The following is a 15,791-nucleotide window of genomic DNA, read 5'->3' on the forward strand; positions in this document are numbered from 1 at the left end:
ATTGGGACATTTATGACTGCCACGCCTGTCTGCGTTGAACCTGGCTCCTTCCTCACCCTGCACTACCGCCTGAGCGGCCCGGCGGGGGATGTGATCAACACCTTTGGTGGGCCACCCGCCACGCTGACCATGGGCACGGGTGAACTTTCCCCCGCGGTGGAAAGCTGCCTGATCGGAATGGAAGAGGGCACGCGCAGCACCTTTGACCTGCCTGCGGGCGCCGCCTTTGGCGAGCGCAACCCTGATATGCAGCAGTGGCTGTCCAGCAAGGAACTTAAATCCCTGGGTGACCCCAACGAGCAATATGCACCGGGTGACGCGGTGCAGTTCCCTACGCCAGACGGCCAGGGACAGTTTGCTGGCGTGGTGCTGCAGGTGGCAGAGGGCAGGGGTGTGCAGTTTGACTTCAACCATCCGCTGGCTGGCCAGCCGGTGACTTTTGAAGTGCAGTTGATCGGTGTCCTATGACCAGTCCCCAGGAAATCATTCTCGCGGAGCCGCGTGGTTTTTGTGCCGGTGTTGACCGGGCGATTGAAATTGTCGAGCGGGCCATAGCCAAGTTCGGCGCACCGATTTATGTGCGCCATGAGATCGTGCACAACACCTATGTGGTCAACGATCTCAAGAATAAGGGCGCCATCTTCATCGAGGACCTGGACGACGTGCCGACCGGCGCTACGCTGGTGTTCAGCGCGCACGGCGTCAGCAAGGCCACCGAGCGTGAAGCCGAGCGGCGGGGTTTCCGGATCTTTGACGCTACCTGCCCCCTGGTCACCAAGGTGCATGTGGAAGTGGCCAAGCTGAACAAGGAAGGCTACGAATTCATCATGATTGGCCACAGGGGCCATCCCGAGGTCGAAGGCACGATGGGCCAACTCGACAGTGGCATCCACCTGGTGGAAGACGTGGCCGACGTCGCCCGCATCAACCCGGGGCAAACCGAAAAGCTTGCAGTGGTGACCCAAACCACGCTGAGTGTGGACGACGCCGCAGAGATCAGCGCCGCGGTTAAAGCGCGCTTCCCGCAAATACGCGAGCCCAAGCAGCAGGACATTTGCTACGCCACACAAAACCGACAGGACGCGGTGAAGGTCATGAGCCCGCAGGTTGACATCCTGATCGTGGTGGGCAGCCCGACCAGCTCCAACAGCAACCGCCTGCGCGAGCTGGCTGTGAAACTGGGCACCGAGTCGTACATGGTGGACGACGCGAGTGAACTGAAGCCCGAGTGGTTTGAAGGCAAGAGCCGCGTGGGTTTGACGGCTGGCGCTTCGGCCCCGGAGATTCTGGTCAAGCAGGTGATAGACCGTATCAAGGCGTTGGGCGCCGTGTCGGTGCGCAAGATGGCGGGTATTGAAGAAACCATCAAATTCCCATTGCCCAAAGGCCTGAAGCTGGACACCCAAACGCTGGACGCTCTGGACAGTGGCCTGCACGGCGAACCGTGAACCTATGACCAGTCAATATGAAATTGAGAGCTGCTATCGCACGTTCCAAAAGGGCTACGGGCACTTTATCCTTGAGACTCCACTATGGAAATTGCCCGGCAAAGCGCTGGGCGTGGGTTGCGCGGAAGTCTGGCTCAAGCTGGAGCACTTGCAGACCGGCGGCAGCTTCAAGGCGCGCGGCATGCTCAATCGCCTGCTGTCCAACCCGATTCCCGACAGTGGTGTGATCGTCGCGTCGGGCGGCAACGCCGGTATTGCGACGGCCGCTGCGGCGCGGGAGCTGGGTGTGCGCTGTGAGGTGTATGTACCCGAGGTGTCCAGCCCCGCCAAACGCGCCAGGCTGGCGGCCTTGGGTGCCGAAGTGGTGGTAACGGGCGCCGCGTACTCGGATGCGCTACAGGCCTGCCTGGCGCGCCAGCAGCAAACCGGCGCGCTGCTGACGCACGCTTACGACCAAGCTGAGGTGGTGGCTGGCGCCGGTACCCTGGCACTGGAGATCGAGCAGCAGGCTGGCCTGCCAGAGACCGTCCTGGTCAGTGTCGGTGGGGGCGGGTTGATAGCGGGCATTGCCAGCTGGTTTGAACAGCGCTCCCGCGTCGTGGCACTGGAGCCTGCGCTGGCGCCCACGCTGTACAAAGCGCGTGAAGCGGGTCAGCCGGTGGATGTGCCCGTCAGTGGCATCGCTGCCGATTCACTCGGCGCTAAACGCATTGGCAACCTGGGCTGGGCCGCCACACAGGCGCATGTGCGCGATGCACTGCTGCTCAGCGACGAAGCCATACGCAGCGCGCAGCTTTGGTTGTGGAAAGAACTCAAACTCGCCGTGGAGCCCGCCGCGGCGCTGCCACTGGCTGCTTTGCACAGTGGTGCCTATGTGCCGCGCGCAGATGAAAAAATCTGCCTCATCATTTGCGGCGCCAACCTTGATCCGGCGAGCCTGAACTGAGCACGCCCGCGTCACTAAATACAATGACCCCATGTTAGACATCAACCTGCTCCGCAAAGACCTCACTTCGGTCGTCGCCCGCCTGCAAGCCCGCAAGAACCCGCAAGCCTTTCTCAATGTCGAGGCTTTCCAGGCGCTGGAGGCCGAGCGCAAGTCGCAGCAGATTCGCACCGAAGAACTTCAGAACCAGCGCAACACCTTGTCCAAGCAGATTGGTCAGCTCAAAGCAAAAGGCGAAGACGCCGCGCCCGTGATGGCCCAGGTCACGGCATTCAAGGCCGAGCTCGACAGCTGTGCTGTGCGGCTGGAAGTCATCCAGAACGAAATGCAATCCCTGCTGCTGGCCGTGCCCAACCTCCCGCATGAAAGCGTGCCGCAGGGAACGGGCGAAGCCGGCAATGTTGAGGTACGCAAGTGGAGCCCGGTGGAAGGCTTGGGTGGTGAGCCGCCGGCCTTCGCGTTCGAGGTCAAGGACCATGTGGACCTGGGCCAGCCACTGGGGCTGGACTTTGAGCTTGGCACCAAGCTCACCGGCTCACGCTTTACTGTCATGAAGGGCCCCCTGGCTCGCTTGCATCGCGCGTTGGCGCAGTTCATGCTCGACGTCCAGACCGCAGAACACGGTTACACCGAGTGCTACACGCCCTACATCGTCAACGCCGACTCATTGCGCGGCACCGGCCAATTGCCCAAGTTTGAAGAAGACCTGTTTGCAGCCAAAAAAGGCGGCCAGGAAGGCGGAAATGACGAGGTGAGCGAAAACGCAGCGCTGTATTTGATTCCTACATCCGAAGTGCCGTTGACCAACTTTGTGCGCGACGAGATCGTGGCCGAGTCCGCGCTTCCGCTCAAGTACACAGCTCACACGCCATGTTTCAGGTCAGAGGCAGGGAGCTACGGCCGCGACACCCGCGGCATGATCCGCCAGCACCAGTTTGACAAGGTCGAGATGGTGCAAATTGTTCATCCGGAGCAGAGCTACGAAGCACTCGAAGCGATGACCGGCCACGCCGAAGCCATTTTGCAAAAGCTCGGCCTGCCTTACCGCGTGATGCTGCTCTGCACCGGCGACATGGGCTTCGGCGCGACCAAGACCTATGACCTGGAAGTCTGGCTGCCCGCGCAAAACACGTACCGCGAGATCAGCTCCGTCTCCAACTGCGAAGCCTTCCAGGCCCGCCGCCTGCAGGCACGTTTCAAAAGCGCCCAGGGCAAAAACGAATTCGTCCACACCCTGAACGGCTCCGGCCTGGCAGTCGGGCGCACGCTGGTGGCGGTGCTTGAAAATTATCAGGGCGAGGACGGCACCGTGAGGGTGCCGGCAGTTTTGCAGCCCTATATGGGCGGCATCACGGTGCTTGCACCGTCGCACGGATAATTTCAGTGGAGGCTAAGCGTCGCACAGCGAAGTTAAGCGGAGCGGCCGAAACTAAAACTATCAGTGCGAAGACGGCACCGTGAGGGTCCCGGCGGAATTGCAGCCCTGATAGAATCTCGGCTTCACTCAGGAGAGGTGGCAGAGTGGCCGAATGTACCTGACTCGAAATCAGGCGTACCGCAAGGTACCGTGGGTTCGAATCCCACCCTCTCCGCCATGGGTAAAAGTCCTTATAGATCGTTGATTTATAAGGACTTTTTCGATTCCGGCTTTTAGGATTCACCCTATGTTTTCAACTTCGTCTGCCGCCCACGCTCTCGCTGTCGTAATCAGATGGATGTGAGTCGCCATGATCATCTCTACAAACTTGATTTTCAGAGGCTTCGCCGCCTTCTCTCTGTGGCCATTCATCTTTGTGCGACCCGAGTACCGCAACGATAAAGCCCTGATTGAACATGAATTGGTCCACTACAGAGAACAGGCGTGGATCATGCCGGTGTGGGTGCTTTTCTATCTGGTATCTAGAAAGTTCCGCCTTGCCGCTGAAGTGCGGGCATATACGCGTGAAATTGAATTGGGTGGAATCACGCGTGAGCAAGCTGCCCATGCACTGCTTGGCTATCGACTAGGAATCAATTTCAATCAAGCGTTGCGGGCATTGATTCCTGTCTAGCGCAAAGCCCTGCACCTCCTTCGCGGTGCCTGAACCACGGTTATCGCGTGCAGTTCGTTCGCGACACTCCTTACGGCTTCCTCTTTTCGCTTCTTGAAAGTAATCGGAAACGATCCGTTTTGCCGCGTAGCTCGCAGCTACCGAAACACAACGTCAAAGTCAATCACGAGGCCGGACAGTTTTTCATCGTCGATGAGACCCACTCTTTGAGGTAATCAAAACGCCAGCTTGTCCTTGAGTGGCAGTCATGTCTCGCTATCAAAGTGATAGTAGCAAGGGAGTCCCATGGAAAAGCAAACTCGACTGGAATTGGGTCTTGGGGCACCGGTTTTACAAATGGTTGCACAGCGATACTTACTTAAGAAATCTACGTTTTCCTACGTCGGGTCGCTCGGGTTAGCATCCGGTTCTACCGCTTCTTTTGAATACATTGACAGGGTCAAATCAAAGCTTCCAGGGTCCATAAACCCCCCGGATTCATCAAGCGAAAAACAATAGGTAGATTACAGACATGAGGCTCAGCACATTCATCGAAAAGAACATGGAAGCGATCCTGGTTGAATGGGAAAAATTCGCTCGTACCCGTGTGCCCGCCGCGGCCAGCATGAATGATCTATTGCTGAGAGACCACGCGCGCCAGATCCTTGAAGCGGTTCTTAAAGACATTGCGGCGCCCCAATCCGACGCCGAGCGGGATGAAAAGTCTTTAGGCGATGCGCCCGCGCTGCCAGAAGCTTCCGAGACAGCCGCAGAAACACACGGCTGGTTGCGGGCCAAGAGCGGGTTTGACATTGGACAGATGGCCAGCGAGTACCGAGCCTTGCGCGCCAGTGTGCTGCGTTTGTGGATGGAGGCCTTGCATCCCGACGCCCCCGATCTGGGCGACGTGATCAGGTTTAACGAAGCCATAGACCAGGCACTGGCCGAGTCCATCAAATTTTTCGCTGAAAGGCTGGAAGAAAGCCGCCGGCTGTTTTTAAGCACCTTGAGCCATGACATGCGCACACCTCTGCAGGCCATGCAACTGACTGCGCAATACCTGTTGAGATTGAACGCTGGTGAGTCCGTTTCCGCCGCCGCCCGGCGCCTGATTGACAGCGGGTCACGCATGAAGAACTTGCTGGACGACCTGATTGAGTACAACCGGGCCACCCTGGGCCTCGGGCTGGTTCTGGCGCCGTCACCGCAGAACATGGCGACCCTGTTTGCCGACGAGGTGGAACAGCTCCGTGCGGCCTACCCCGAGAGACAGCTGGACGTGGTTGTGCAGGGACCCACTAAAGGCATTTGGGATGGCCCGAGTCTGCGACGCCTTTTGAGCAACCTGGTGGTCAATGCCATCAAATACGGCAAGCCAGACGCTCCCATCGTGATCGCGTTGTCAGGCGAGGACGACGAAATCCACTTCGAAGTCCGCAATGAAGGCGCACCGCTGGACACTCTTACCTTGCAGGGACTGTTTGATCCCCTGAAGCGCGGCCTCAACAGCGGCCTCAACAGCGGTTTAAGCGCAGATGTAGGGCTTGGATTGGGGCTTCATATCGCCCGCCAGGTAGCGAGGGCACATAACGGAGATATCGGCGCCCGCAGCGAAGATGGTGAAACTGCCTTTTTCGTCCGCATACCGATGGACGCAAGCTCAAGCCTGCGAAACTAGATCCGACAGTGGGCGCCGCGTGGCAGGATCAACGGGCCTGCCATGTCAGTGCGCACATAAAAAATATGATGAAATAGCTGGTTTGCCCAGACGGAATATCGATACATTGCTATCAAATTCATAGTAACGAGAGAATGCCCCATGAGCTACATGCTGCTGATTCACGAACCCGTTGGCCAAAGGCAGACCAGAGGAGAAGCAGAAGGACGGGCCGTCTATGGGCGCATGATGGACTTTGCTGCAGATTTAAAACAGCGGGGCCTGTTGGTGGCGGCCGAATCCCTTGCGTCGCAGGACGGTGGCGCTGCGCGGGTGCAGGTCGGTGCGGGCAGGGCGCAGGTGGTGGATGGCCCGTTCGCCGAAGCCAAAGAGATGGTGGGCGGATTTTTCCTGCTGGATTGCAAGACGCGGGAGGAGGCCTTGGCCATTGCCAGCCAATGCCCGGCGGCAGAATGGGCGACGGTGGAGGTGCGTGCGCTCGGGCCGTGTTTCGCCTAGTTACGTTTTCTTCGCGGGGCGATGTCGATTTCGCCCGAAGCTGTTCGTCGTGGGAGTGAAGACCGGTTTTTAGTCTTTTCCAAACCCAACGAAGGAGCACCTTATGCGATTCATGATCATCATCAAGTCCACGCCCGAATTTGAGGCGGAAACGGCACCGCAGTCACCAGACGAAAAGTTGATGGCCGCCATGGCCGATTACCACGAAGAGTTGGCCAAGGCCGGCGTGCTGCTGGACGGCAGTGGCCTGCAACCCAGCCGCAAGGGCTGGCGCATTCACTACGCGGGCCAGAAACGAACGGTGATTGATGGCCCATTTACAGAATCCAAGGAGTTGATTGCGGGTTTCACGACGATCCAGGTCCGGTCGCGCGAGGAGGCTCTGGAATGGTCCCGCCGCTACCCCAATCCGGTGGGCGAAAACGCGTCGGCTGTGATTGAGGTGCGCCAGCTTTATGAGCTGGACGACTTTGAGCCAGGCGCGCAGGTTGAGCGATTTCGCCAGATTGATGCCCTGAGTCAGGCTTAAGAAAATCCAGATAGCTCTTTCACACTTACAAGGAATTCACATGTCACAGCAAATCTTCATCAATCTTCCCATCAAGAACATGGAGCGTTCGAAAGCCTTTTTCGGCGCGCTGGGTTACAGCTTTAACCCACAGTTCACCAACGAGCAGGGCGCCTGCATGGTGGTGCAGGAGGGCAGCATCTACGTGATGCTGCTAGTCGAAAGTTTTTTCCAGACATTCACAAAAAAGTCGATTGCCGACACCAGCAAGACCACAGAAGTGCTGCTGTGCCTCTCGTGCGAAAGCCGTGCCGGCGTGGACGAGATGGTGCGCAAGGCGCTGGCTGCCGGGGGCAAAGCGCCCAACGCGCCGCAGGACCACGGCTTCATGTACGCCCATGGTTTTGAGGACCTCGATGGACATATCTGGGAGCTTGCATACATGGACATGTCCGCCGCACCGGCCACGCCGCAGCAAGCCTGATGCACTCGGCCACGCACCAGGCGATTGCAGCGGTCTGGCGCATGGAGTCAGCGAAGATCGTTGCGGTGGTGGCCCGCATGGTGCGTGACATTGGCCTGGCTGAAGAGCTGGCGCAGGACGCCCTAGTGTCTGCGCTTGAGCATTGGCCCACGGACGGCGTGCCAGATAACCCTGGAGCCTGGTTGATAGCCACCGCCAAAAACCGTGCGCTGGACTGGCTGCGCCGCGACAAGGTCTTGCAAGGCAAGCTGGAGCAGATTGGAAGCGACATGGAGGCACTGGAGGCTACCGTGGTGCCAGATTTTGTAGACGCCCTTGATGCGGCGCGGCAGGATGACATTTGTGACGACCTGCTGCGGCTGATTTTTACCGCCTGTCACCCGGTGCTTTCTACAGACGCCCGTGTAGCCCTCACCCTGAAGCTGTTGGGTGGGCTGACCACCCATGAAATTGCGCGCGCGTTTCTGGTGCCAGAGCCGACGATCGCGCAGCGCATCACCCGCGCCAAACGCACACTGAAGGATGGGCAGGTGCCTTTCGAGCTGCCGCGTGCTGAGTCCCTGGGCGATCGCCTTGCTTCTGTCCTCGAGGTGGTCTACCTGGTCTTCAACGAAGGTTATACCGCCACCGCGGGGGACGACTGGATGCGCCCCGCGCTCACCGACGAGGCGCTGCGCCTGGGCCGCATGCAGGCAGAGCTTGCGCCCGACGAGGCCGAGGCGCTGGGGCTGATCGCGTTGATGGAATTGCAGGCGTCGCGTACCGCAGCGCGGGTTGACGCAGCGGGCCGCCCGGTACTGCTGCTTGATCAAGACCGCAGCCGCTGGGACCGCCTGTTGATCCGTCGCGGCTTGCGTGCGCTGGAGCGTGCCGCTGCATTGGGGGGCGCACGTGGTCCTTATGTGCTGCAGGCTGAAATCGCTGCCTGCCATGCGCGCGCTCCCACGGGGGACGCAACGGATTGGGCGCGCATCGCTTCCCTGTACGGAGAGCTGGCGCATGTGGCGCCTTCGCCGGTGGTGGAGATCAATCGCGCCGTCGCTGTCGGTATGGCGCAAGGTCCGGCCGCCGGGCTTGCCATTGTTGACGCCTTGCGCGACGCGCCGGCGCTACAGGCTTACCAATGGCTGCCCAGTGTGCGGGGCGACCTGCTCGCCAAACTGGGCCGCAACGATGAGGCGCGGGCAGAGTTTGAGCGGGCTGCGGCAATGGCGCGTAATGTTCGTGAACGGGAGCTGCTGCTGGTGCGGGCTCGCGGGCTGAGCTGAGGTTTGCAACAACAGGTCCGAAAGCAGCGAGTCGATCTGACGGTGGCAACCTAAGCTTGCGCTTTTCCTTTTGCAAGCTTTATGGACACCGCCATGCATCACCTCATAGAACCCGCCATCCAGTACTGGGGCACGCCCGTTGTGCTGATCAGTACCCTCAATGAAGACGGCAGCAGCAACCTCGCGCCTATGTCTTCGGCCTGGTGGCTGGGCTGGAGTTGCATGCTGGGCCTGGATGCCAGCTCAAAAACAACCGGGAACCTCCGGCGCTCCGGGCAGTGTGTGCTGAATCTGCCGAGCGACAGCATGGTGGAGGCCGTCAACCGGCTTGCGCTCACCACCGGCAGCCACTCGGTGCCCGTACATAAAAAGCTGCTGGGCTATCGCCATGAGAACAACAAGTTTGCTGCCAGCGGTTTGACGCCGCAGGCATCGGAGGCTGTTGCGCCCCTGCGTGCGCAGGAGTGCCCGGTCCAACTGGAAGCTGTGGTTGAGGACATCCGTCCTTTCGCGCGCAAGGACCCGCGCATGGGTGTGCCTGCGGTGTGTGTTGAAGTGCGCATCGTGAAGGTGCATGCTCACCCGGACATCCTCATGGACGGGCATGAGCACCGGGTAGATCCTGACCGCTGGCATCCCTTGCTCATGAGTTTCAGAGAGTTTTACGGACGTGGCGAGCGTTTGCAGAAGTCGCGTCTGGGGCGCGGCCCGGAGGACGCCTATGCGCCGTGGAAGCAGGAGGGGCTGAAAGGCCTGGCGGGCAAAGCCCTGGTGGCCTGGTCGCGCCATAAATACGGCAGTCATGAGCAGGCCGTTGAAAACTGAGCGCCTGCTTGGGAACACGCAGGCCTTATGACTCCGTCAGTTCCAGATAGGCCCGGCGCGTTTCGGGTGCCACGGAGGCCAGTACCTGTGCGTACGAGGTTTGGTGGCGGGCCAGCAAGCGGGCTGAAGCAACGGTTCTGGATTTGCAAAACCAGTGGCAGGTGTGCTGCATCAAAAACATTTCGGCGGACAGGGTAAAGGCCTTGGTCTTGAAGGGCTGCTCAGCTTTGTTTTGCGCGGCGCGGGTGATCCCCTCGGCATGAACCAGCAGGCCCAGGCGCAAATCGAAGGTGAGTGCCGGAAAAAGACGCTCTGCATACGGAAAATTCACCGGCAGCTTGCTCACGCGCGCATCGGCGCCGTCCACTTGAGAAAAGCCGGCGACGAAGTTGTTGAACTGTTCGCATAGTTTGGTCTCAGTCGCTGCCTGCAGGTTCCATATGCTATCCCGGCGCTGCGGGTCTTTCTCGTTAAGCGCGCGCATGTAACCCTCGGTCAGGCTTTCCATGAGCTTTTCAATCTCATATTGGCCAAGATGCCGGCCAAGCAAGGCGATACGTTTGCGTTCGTAGCCCGATTTGAGTGCGTATGCGCCGACTGCGATCAGCAGCGCCATCATGAAAAAGTCCATCAATCGTTCTGGGTTGGTATGTGGGAATGGCTCCAGTGTAGTCACCCGCCGGCGCCTGCAATCCATTACCAGCCAGGGCACTACGGCTCACGCCTACGGCACTTCTATTTTTACAAAGCAGGTGCTTGCTAAAAATAGCCGGGTTTGGTATGGTCTTGTCCATGGAAAAACCCCTTGCGCGCAGCCGCGCTGCCGACCGCACCCCTACTGCCGCTGCATCTGCCGCGCCAGCCGCCGAAAAGCGGCCGCGCGGCCGACCGCGCAAGACGATCGATGAGCGCGACGATGGCAACCGCCGGGTCGAGCTGGTCAATGCCGCAGCGCGCTTGTTTCGTCGCAAGGGCTTTGAGGCGACCAGCACACGCGACATTGCCGCGGCCGTGGGCATGCACAGCGGCTCACCTTTTTATCACTTCAAAAGCAAGGGCGCGTTGTTGCATGCGGTCATGGACGAAGGCATGCGCAACGCCATCGCGCGGCAGGCGGCGGCGCTGGACGTCGCAGCCGCCTCGGCACCCGACGCGTTGGCGCTGCTCCAGGTGTTGATCCGCAATCACTTTGATGTTCTGCTCGGGCCAGGCAGCGATTTCATTCCGGTGATGCTGTATGAGTCACGCTCAATCACTGCCAAGCAGCGCACCGCGCTGGCGCGTTTGCAGGGTGACTATGAGGCGCGCTGGGAGCCTGTGTTGCAGGCGTTGCACAAGCAGGGGCAGCTCAAGGCGCCCGTCAAGCTGGCCCGCCTGCTGATCTTTGGTGCTCTGAATTGGTCCGTGCAATGGTTTGACGCCAAAAAGGGTGCCTCACTAGATGAACTCGCCGAGGCGGCCATGTCACTCTTCATGGCCAGCGCTCCCGAGCTGAAAGCAACCAGAAAGCACACACCATGACTTACCGTTCCGTATTTGCGCCCGGGCTGTTTGCTGGCAAGGTAATGGTGGTCACAGGCGGCGGCTCCGGCATAGGCCGCTGCACCGCGCATGAGCTGGCTGCGCTGGGTGCGGACGTGGTGCTGATCGGGCGCAAGCTTGAAAAGCTTCACGACGTGGCCGGAGAAATTGTTGCCGGCGGTGGGCGTGTAAGTTTTCACCCCTGTGACATTCGTCAGGAGGCATCGGTACAAACCACGGTTGCGGCGATCGTCGCCGCGCATGGTCGCGTTGACGGACTCGTCAACAATGCTGGCGGCCAATACATCACCCCGCTGGACAAAATTAGTGCCAAAGGGTGGGAGGCGGTCATCAATACCAACCTGACCGGCGGGTTTTTGATGGCCCGTGAATGTTATTTGCAGTCCATGGCCGCGCACGGCGGCAGTGTTGTCAATATGGTGGCCGACATCTGGGGGTCGATGCCGAGCATGGGCCACAGTGGCGCGGCGCGTGCAGGCATGGTCAGTTTTACCGAGACGGCTGCGGCCGAGTGGGCGCACAGCGGCGTGCGGGTCAATGCGGTGGCGCCCGGCTACATTGCGTCCAGCGGCATGGACCACTACCCGCCTGAAGCGGGCGAAATGCTGCGCGAGATGCGCAAAACCGTACCGCTGGGCCGTTTTGGCACAGAGGCAGAGGCATCTGCGGCGATTGTGTTTTTGCTCAGCCCGGCGGCCAGTTTCATCAGCGGCAGCGTGTTGCGTGTGGATGGTGCAAGGCCGCAGGCACGTATGGGTTGGCCCATGCGTTTGCCGGATGCAGAAGCTTTGCAACGTGAAGCGATCAGGCCGTTTGACGGCTTTCACCTGGCGACCACGCCCAGGGTTTTTTCGTCGTGAGTATTTTTCAGTCGAGCTGGAATGCACAGGGCGCGTTGGCGCAGCAGCGGCGCCATGCCATGCTGGAGCGTATCGCCGCGCTGCGCAGTCTTGAAGCGCACGCCGCGCAAGCCTCAGCCAAATCCCGCGCCGTGTTCGACAAACGCGGACAGCTTTTGCCGCGCGAGCGGGTGGGTTTTTTGCTGGACCCGGGCGCACCCTATTTGCCCCTCTGCTCGCTCGCCGGCTTCATGCAGGACACCACGGATCCTGCGCAGTCCATCCCTGGTGGAGGCGTGGTTGCGGGCATCGGCTTTATCGAAGGCGTGCGTTGCATGGTGGTGGCCAGCGACTCGGGTATTGAAGCGGGAGCCATCCAGCCCATGGGACTGGAGAAGATTTTGCGTGTGCAGGAGATTGCGCTGCAGAACAAACTGCCTTTTATTCATCTCGTGGAAAGCGCTGGCGCCAACCTGATGCGTTACCGGGTCGAAGGTTTTGTGCATGGCGGCGCACTGTTTCGCAACCTGGCCCGCTTGTCAGCGGCTGGCATTCCCGTGCTGACGATTCAGCACGGCTCGGGCACCGCAGGCGGCGCCTACATGCCGGGCTTGAGCGACGTTGTAGTTCTGGTACGCGGCCGTTCGCGTGCTTTCCTCGCTGGGCCACCTCTGTTGATGGCGGCCACTGGCGAAGTCGCAACCGAAGAAGAACTGGGCGGCGCAGAGATGCATGCCACGGTGTCGGGCCTGGGCGAAAGCCTGGCTGAGGACGACCGGCATGCCATTGGTCTGGCAAAAGAGCATGTTGCCCATTTGGGATGGACATCTTCTGCTATTCATTCAGGAGTGATGCCGTTGCCACCCGCATTTGACGCGGACGAGCTGCTTGGCTTGATGGCTGACGACCTGCGCCAGCCGGTGGACATGCGCGAGGTGATAGCGCGGCTGGTGGACAACTCTGACATGCTGGAATTCAAGCCGCTGTACGGCGCGGCCACGCTCTGCGTCCAGGCTTCGATCAACGGCCATGCCGTGGGCATCATCAGCAACAACGGCCCAATTGACGTGGCTGGCGCCAACAAGGCGACACATTTCATCCAGCGTTGCTGCCAGCTGGGCCAGCCCATTGTTTACCTGCAGAACACCACGGGCTATATGGTTGGCAAGGACAGCGAGCAGGGCGGCATGATCAAACACGGCTCCAAGATGATCCAGGCGGTGACCAACGCCACGGTCCCGCAAATCACCATTCAGTGCGGCGCGTCGTTTGGCGCAGGCAACTACGGCATGTGTGGTCGCGGCTATGCACCGCGCTTTCTGTTCAGCTGGCCCAGCGCCAAAACGGCGGTGATGGGTGGCGAGCAGGCTGCACGGACCATGCAGATCGTTACCGAGGCCGCCATGACCCGCAAAGGCATCGCCATTGATGCGGCGCAGTCGCAGGTCCAGTTCGACAAGATCGTGGCCTTGTTTGAAGCGCAGGCCGATGCTTTCTACACCTCGGGGTTGTTGCTCGATGACGGCGTGATTGACCCGCGTGATACGCGCGCTGTGTTGGGGCAGTGCCTGGCCATGTGTGCAGAAGCAGACGCGCGTCAACTCAGGCCCATGCAGTTTGGGGTCGCGCGAATGTGAGACATCAGTTGTCATGCCGGCTCGACCCGGCATCCATGTGGGTGCACCACCATGGATCCCGGATCGCGTCCGGGATGACAACCCATACAGGAGACAAAGAAAATGCAATACACCCACGAACACCTTGAAATCCAGAAGACGCTCAAGCGTTTCATCGACGCAGAGATCAACCCCCATGTCGACGAGTGGGAAGCCGCCGAAATTTTCCCGGCGCACGAAGTGTTTAAAAAACTCGGGAATCTGGGTCTGCTGGGCCTGACCAAACCTGAGGCGTACAGCGGCGCCGGGCTGGACTATTCCTACAGCATGGCAATGGCTGAGGCATTGGGCCATATTGATTGTGGTGGCGTGCCCATGGCCATCGGTGTGCAGACGGACATGTGCACCCCGGCGCTCGCCCGGTTTGGCAGTGAAGACCTCAAGCGCGAGTTTCTCGCCCCTGCCATTGCCGGCGATATGGTCGGCTGCATTGGCGTGAGCGAGCCCGGGGCAGGGAGCGACGTGGCGTCCATCAAAAGCCATGCGCGCAAGGACGGCGACGACTATGTCATCACCGGGCAAAAAATGTGGATCACCAACAGCCTGCAGGCCGACTGGATGTGCATGCTGGTCAACACAGGTGAAGGCCCGTCCCACAAAAACAAAAGCCTCGTGATGGTGCCCATGCGTGAGAACGGCAAACTGCGCAAAGGCATAGAGGTCGGCAAAAAGATCCGGAAAATCGGCATGCACTCCAGCGACACGGGCTTGATCTATTTTGACGAGGTGCGTGTGCCCCAGCGCAACCTGATAGGTGCCGAGGGATCGGGCTTTATGTACCAGATGATGCAGTTTCAGGAGGAACGCCTGTGGTGCGCGGCCAGCTGCATCCAGTCCCTGACCAATTGTGTGGACTGGACCGTGGAGTGGGCGCACGAAAGACAGCTTTTCGGCGCGACCCTGGCAGACCAGCAATGGGTGCAGTTCAAACTCGCAGAGATGAAAACCGAAGTGGAGAGCCTGCGCGCGATGACCCACCGTGCCGGCGAGCTGTATGTGCAGGGGCAGGACGTCACCGAGCTGGCCTCCATGGCCAAGCTCAAGGCCGGGCGCCTGAACCGCCTGGTGCCCGACACCTGCCTGCAGTTCTGGGGTGGCATGGGTTACACCCTCGAAAACAAGGTGGCACGCATGTTCAGGGACGGGAGGCTTGCATCCATAGGTGGCGGCGCCGACGAAGTGATGATGGGCATCATTGCCAAGTACATGGGCCTGGCAAAGACCAAAAAGCCTGCAGCTTGAGGTCAATGACCCATGAATGACAAGCTGCAAATACATCGGGCCGGTGAGATTGAACACTGGACGCTTCATGACCCAGCCACGCGAAATGCGTTGACCCAGGAGCTTGCGCAAGAACTGCTTGCCGCATGTGAACGTGCCGCCAAAGACGCTGCATTGAGGTTTGTCATTTTGCAGGGCGCGGGTGGCTCATTCTGCGCAGGCGGCAGTCTGGGCGATTTTTCTTCGGCCATAGGCCGGGCGATGCCCCACGGCCAGACCGATCCATTGATCGCCATCAACGAAGGTTTTGGCACCCTGCTCAACGCCCTGTGCGCCTTGCCGCAAATACTGCTGGTCGCGGTCGACGGGCCTGCCATGGGCGGCGGGCTGGGACTGGTGTGTTGCGCTGATTTTGTGCTGGCCACACCGGCAGCCGTGTTTGCCGCGCCGGAGGTGACCCTGGGGGTGGTGCCCGCCCAGATTGCACCGGTTGTACACCAGCGCCTGGGCGACAGGGCAGCACGTCAGTTGATGCTGTCCGGTGACAAACTTTCAGCGCAGCAGGCGATGACGATGGGGCTGGTCGATGAGGTGAACGATGACCTGCCAACCGCAGTAGCTGGCCGCATCAGCGCTTTACGCCGTGCAGCGCCGGGCGCCGTAGCGCATACCAAGGCCTTGCTTTATATGCTGAATCGGCCTTCCGCCCATGATTTTCAGGCGCAAGCAGCTATCAAATTCGTAGCAAATCTCAGAAATCCCGAAGCAGCCGAAGGGTTGTCTGCCTTTTCGGGCAAGCGCAAGCCGGGGTGGGCGGCATGACGTCTT

At 60.0% G+C, this 15,791-nt stretch carries 17 protein-coding genes and 1 tRNA gene; 17 read left to right on the plus strand and 1 reads right to left on the minus strand.

All coding sequences use genetic code 11. The annotated features are described in order from the left end of the window. The first annotated feature begins 12 nt into the window (after positions 1 to 12). The 12 genes from VE934_RS05665 to VE934_RS05720 all read left to right on the plus strand — a co-directional run bounded on the left by VE934_RS05665 (position 13) and on the right by VE934_RS05720 (position 9,685). Positions 13 to 468 carry an FKBP-type peptidyl-prolyl cis-trans isomerase gene (locus VE934_RS05665; RefSeq protein ID WP_324885193.1) on the plus strand — a complete coding sequence of 152 codons (456 nt, stop codon included), beginning with the start codon at positions 13 to 15 and terminating at the stop codon, positions 466 to 468. Continuing rightward, positions 465 to 1,448 carry a 4-hydroxy-3-methylbut-2-enyl diphosphate reductase gene (gene ispH / locus VE934_RS05670; protein WP_324885195.1) on the plus strand — a complete coding sequence of 328 codons (984 nt, stop codon included), beginning with the start codon at positions 465 to 467 and terminating at the stop codon, positions 1,446 to 1,448. Before VE934_RS05665 ends, ispH begins: the two co-directional genes overlap by 4 nt. 4 nt (positions 1,449 to 1,452) lie before the next feature. Next, the gene (locus tag VE934_RS05675) at positions 1,453 to 2,394 is read left to right on the plus strand and encodes a threonine/serine dehydratase (RefSeq protein WP_324885197.1); all 942 of its coding nucleotides are present in this window, start codon (positions 1,453 to 1,455) and stop codon (positions 2,392 to 2,394) included. Positions 2,395 to 2,425: 31 nt separating this feature from the next. Then, positions 2,426 to 3,772 carry a serine--tRNA ligase gene (gene serS, locus VE934_RS05680; protein WP_324885199.1) on the plus strand — a complete coding sequence of 449 codons (1,347 nt, stop codon included), beginning with the start codon at positions 2,426 to 2,428 and terminating at the stop codon, positions 3,770 to 3,772. 129 nt (positions 3,773 to 3,901) lie between these two features. After that, positions 3,902 to 3,989 (plus strand) — tRNA-Ser (locus VE934_RS05685). A gap of 132 nt (positions 3,990 to 4,121) precedes the next feature. Continuing rightward, entirely contained in the window at positions 4,122 to 4,445 is a 324-nt protein-coding gene (locus VE934_RS05690) for a hypothetical protein (RefSeq protein ID WP_324885201.1), read from the plus strand. A gap of 511 nt (positions 4,446 to 4,956) precedes the next feature. Next, complete coding sequence (locus tag VE934_RS05695) at positions 4,957 to 6,102, plus strand: sensor histidine kinase (protein ID WP_324885203.1); 1,146 nt, start codon at positions 4,957 to 4,959, stop codon at positions 6,100 to 6,102. Between the two features lie 141 nt (positions 6,103 to 6,243). Then, positions 6,244 to 6,600, plus strand: a complete 357-nt coding sequence (locus VE934_RS05700) for a YciI family protein (RefSeq protein ID WP_324885205.1) — start codon at positions 6,244 to 6,246, stop codon at positions 6,598 to 6,600. Between the two features lie 103 nt (positions 6,601 to 6,703). Then, positions 6,704 to 7,129 carry a YciI family protein gene (locus tag VE934_RS05705; protein ID WP_324885207.1) on the plus strand — a complete coding sequence of 142 codons (426 nt, stop codon included), beginning with the start codon at positions 6,704 to 6,706 and terminating at the stop codon, positions 7,127 to 7,129. A 40-nt stretch (positions 7,130 to 7,169) separates the two neighbouring features. Further along, the gene (locus VE934_RS05710) at positions 7,170 to 7,592 is read left to right on the plus strand and encodes a VOC family protein (protein WP_324885209.1); all 423 of its coding nucleotides are present in this window, start codon (positions 7,170 to 7,172) and stop codon (positions 7,590 to 7,592) included. After that, positions 7,592 to 8,860 carry an RNA polymerase sigma factor gene (locus tag VE934_RS05715; RefSeq protein ID WP_324885211.1) on the plus strand — a complete coding sequence of 423 codons (1,269 nt, stop codon included), beginning with the start codon at positions 7,592 to 7,594 and terminating at the stop codon, positions 8,858 to 8,860. Before VE934_RS05710 ends, VE934_RS05715 begins: the two co-directional genes overlap by 1 nt. Before the next feature lie 93 nt (positions 8,861 to 8,953). Next, positions 8,954 to 9,685 (plus strand): flavin reductase family protein, encoded by a 732-nt coding sequence (locus tag VE934_RS05720; protein ID WP_324885213.1) that lies wholly within the window; start codon positions 8,954 to 8,956, stop codon positions 9,683 to 9,685. Positions 9,686 to 9,710: 25 nt separating this feature from the next. Here the strand turns inward: VE934_RS05720 and VE934_RS05725 are convergent, their stop codons facing one another. Continuing rightward, positions 9,711 to 10,316: a hypothetical protein gene (locus VE934_RS05725; RefSeq protein WP_324885215.1), complete on the minus strand. Its 606-nt coding sequence runs from the start codon at positions 10,314 to 10,316 to the stop codon at positions 9,711 to 9,713. Between the two features lie 161 nt (positions 10,317 to 10,477). Here VE934_RS05725 and VE934_RS05730 point away from each other — a divergent pair, with 161 nt between their 5' ends. The 5 genes from VE934_RS05730 to VE934_RS05750 all read left to right on the plus strand — a co-directional run bounded on the left by VE934_RS05730 (position 10,478) and on the right by VE934_RS05750 (position 15,785). Further along, a complete protein-coding gene (locus VE934_RS05730) occupies positions 10,478 to 11,206 on the plus strand; it encodes a TetR/AcrR family transcriptional regulator (protein WP_324885217.1) in 729 nt (242 codons plus the stop codon). Next, positions 11,203 to 12,087 carry an SDR family oxidoreductase gene (locus tag VE934_RS05735; RefSeq protein WP_324885219.1) on the plus strand — a complete coding sequence of 295 codons (885 nt, stop codon included), beginning with the start codon at positions 11,203 to 11,205 and terminating at the stop codon, positions 12,085 to 12,087. Before VE934_RS05730 ends, VE934_RS05735 begins: the two co-directional genes overlap by 4 nt. After that, on the plus strand, positions 12,084 to 13,703 hold the full coding sequence (locus VE934_RS05740; protein ID WP_324885221.1) for an acyl-CoA carboxylase subunit beta: 1,620 nt from the start codon (positions 12,084 to 12,086) through the stop codon (positions 13,701 to 13,703). Before VE934_RS05735 ends, VE934_RS05740 begins: the two co-directional genes overlap by 4 nt. Before the next feature lie 102 nt (positions 13,704 to 13,805). Next, complete coding sequence (locus VE934_RS05745) at positions 13,806 to 14,984, plus strand: acyl-CoA dehydrogenase family protein (protein ID WP_324885222.1); 1,179 nt, start codon at positions 13,806 to 13,808, stop codon at positions 14,982 to 14,984. A gap of 12 nt (positions 14,985 to 14,996) precedes the next feature. Next, on the plus strand, positions 14,997 to 15,785 hold the full coding sequence (locus VE934_RS05750) for an enoyl-CoA hydratase/isomerase family protein (protein ID WP_324885224.1): 789 nt from the start codon (positions 14,997 to 14,999) through the stop codon (positions 15,783 to 15,785). Positions 15,786 to 15,791 lie beyond the last annotated feature (6 nt).

The sequence above is a fragment of the Polaromonas sp. genome (assembly GCF_035638815.1).
Lineage (GTDB): Bacteria > Pseudomonadota > Gammaproteobacteria > Burkholderiales > Burkholderiaceae_C > Polaromonas.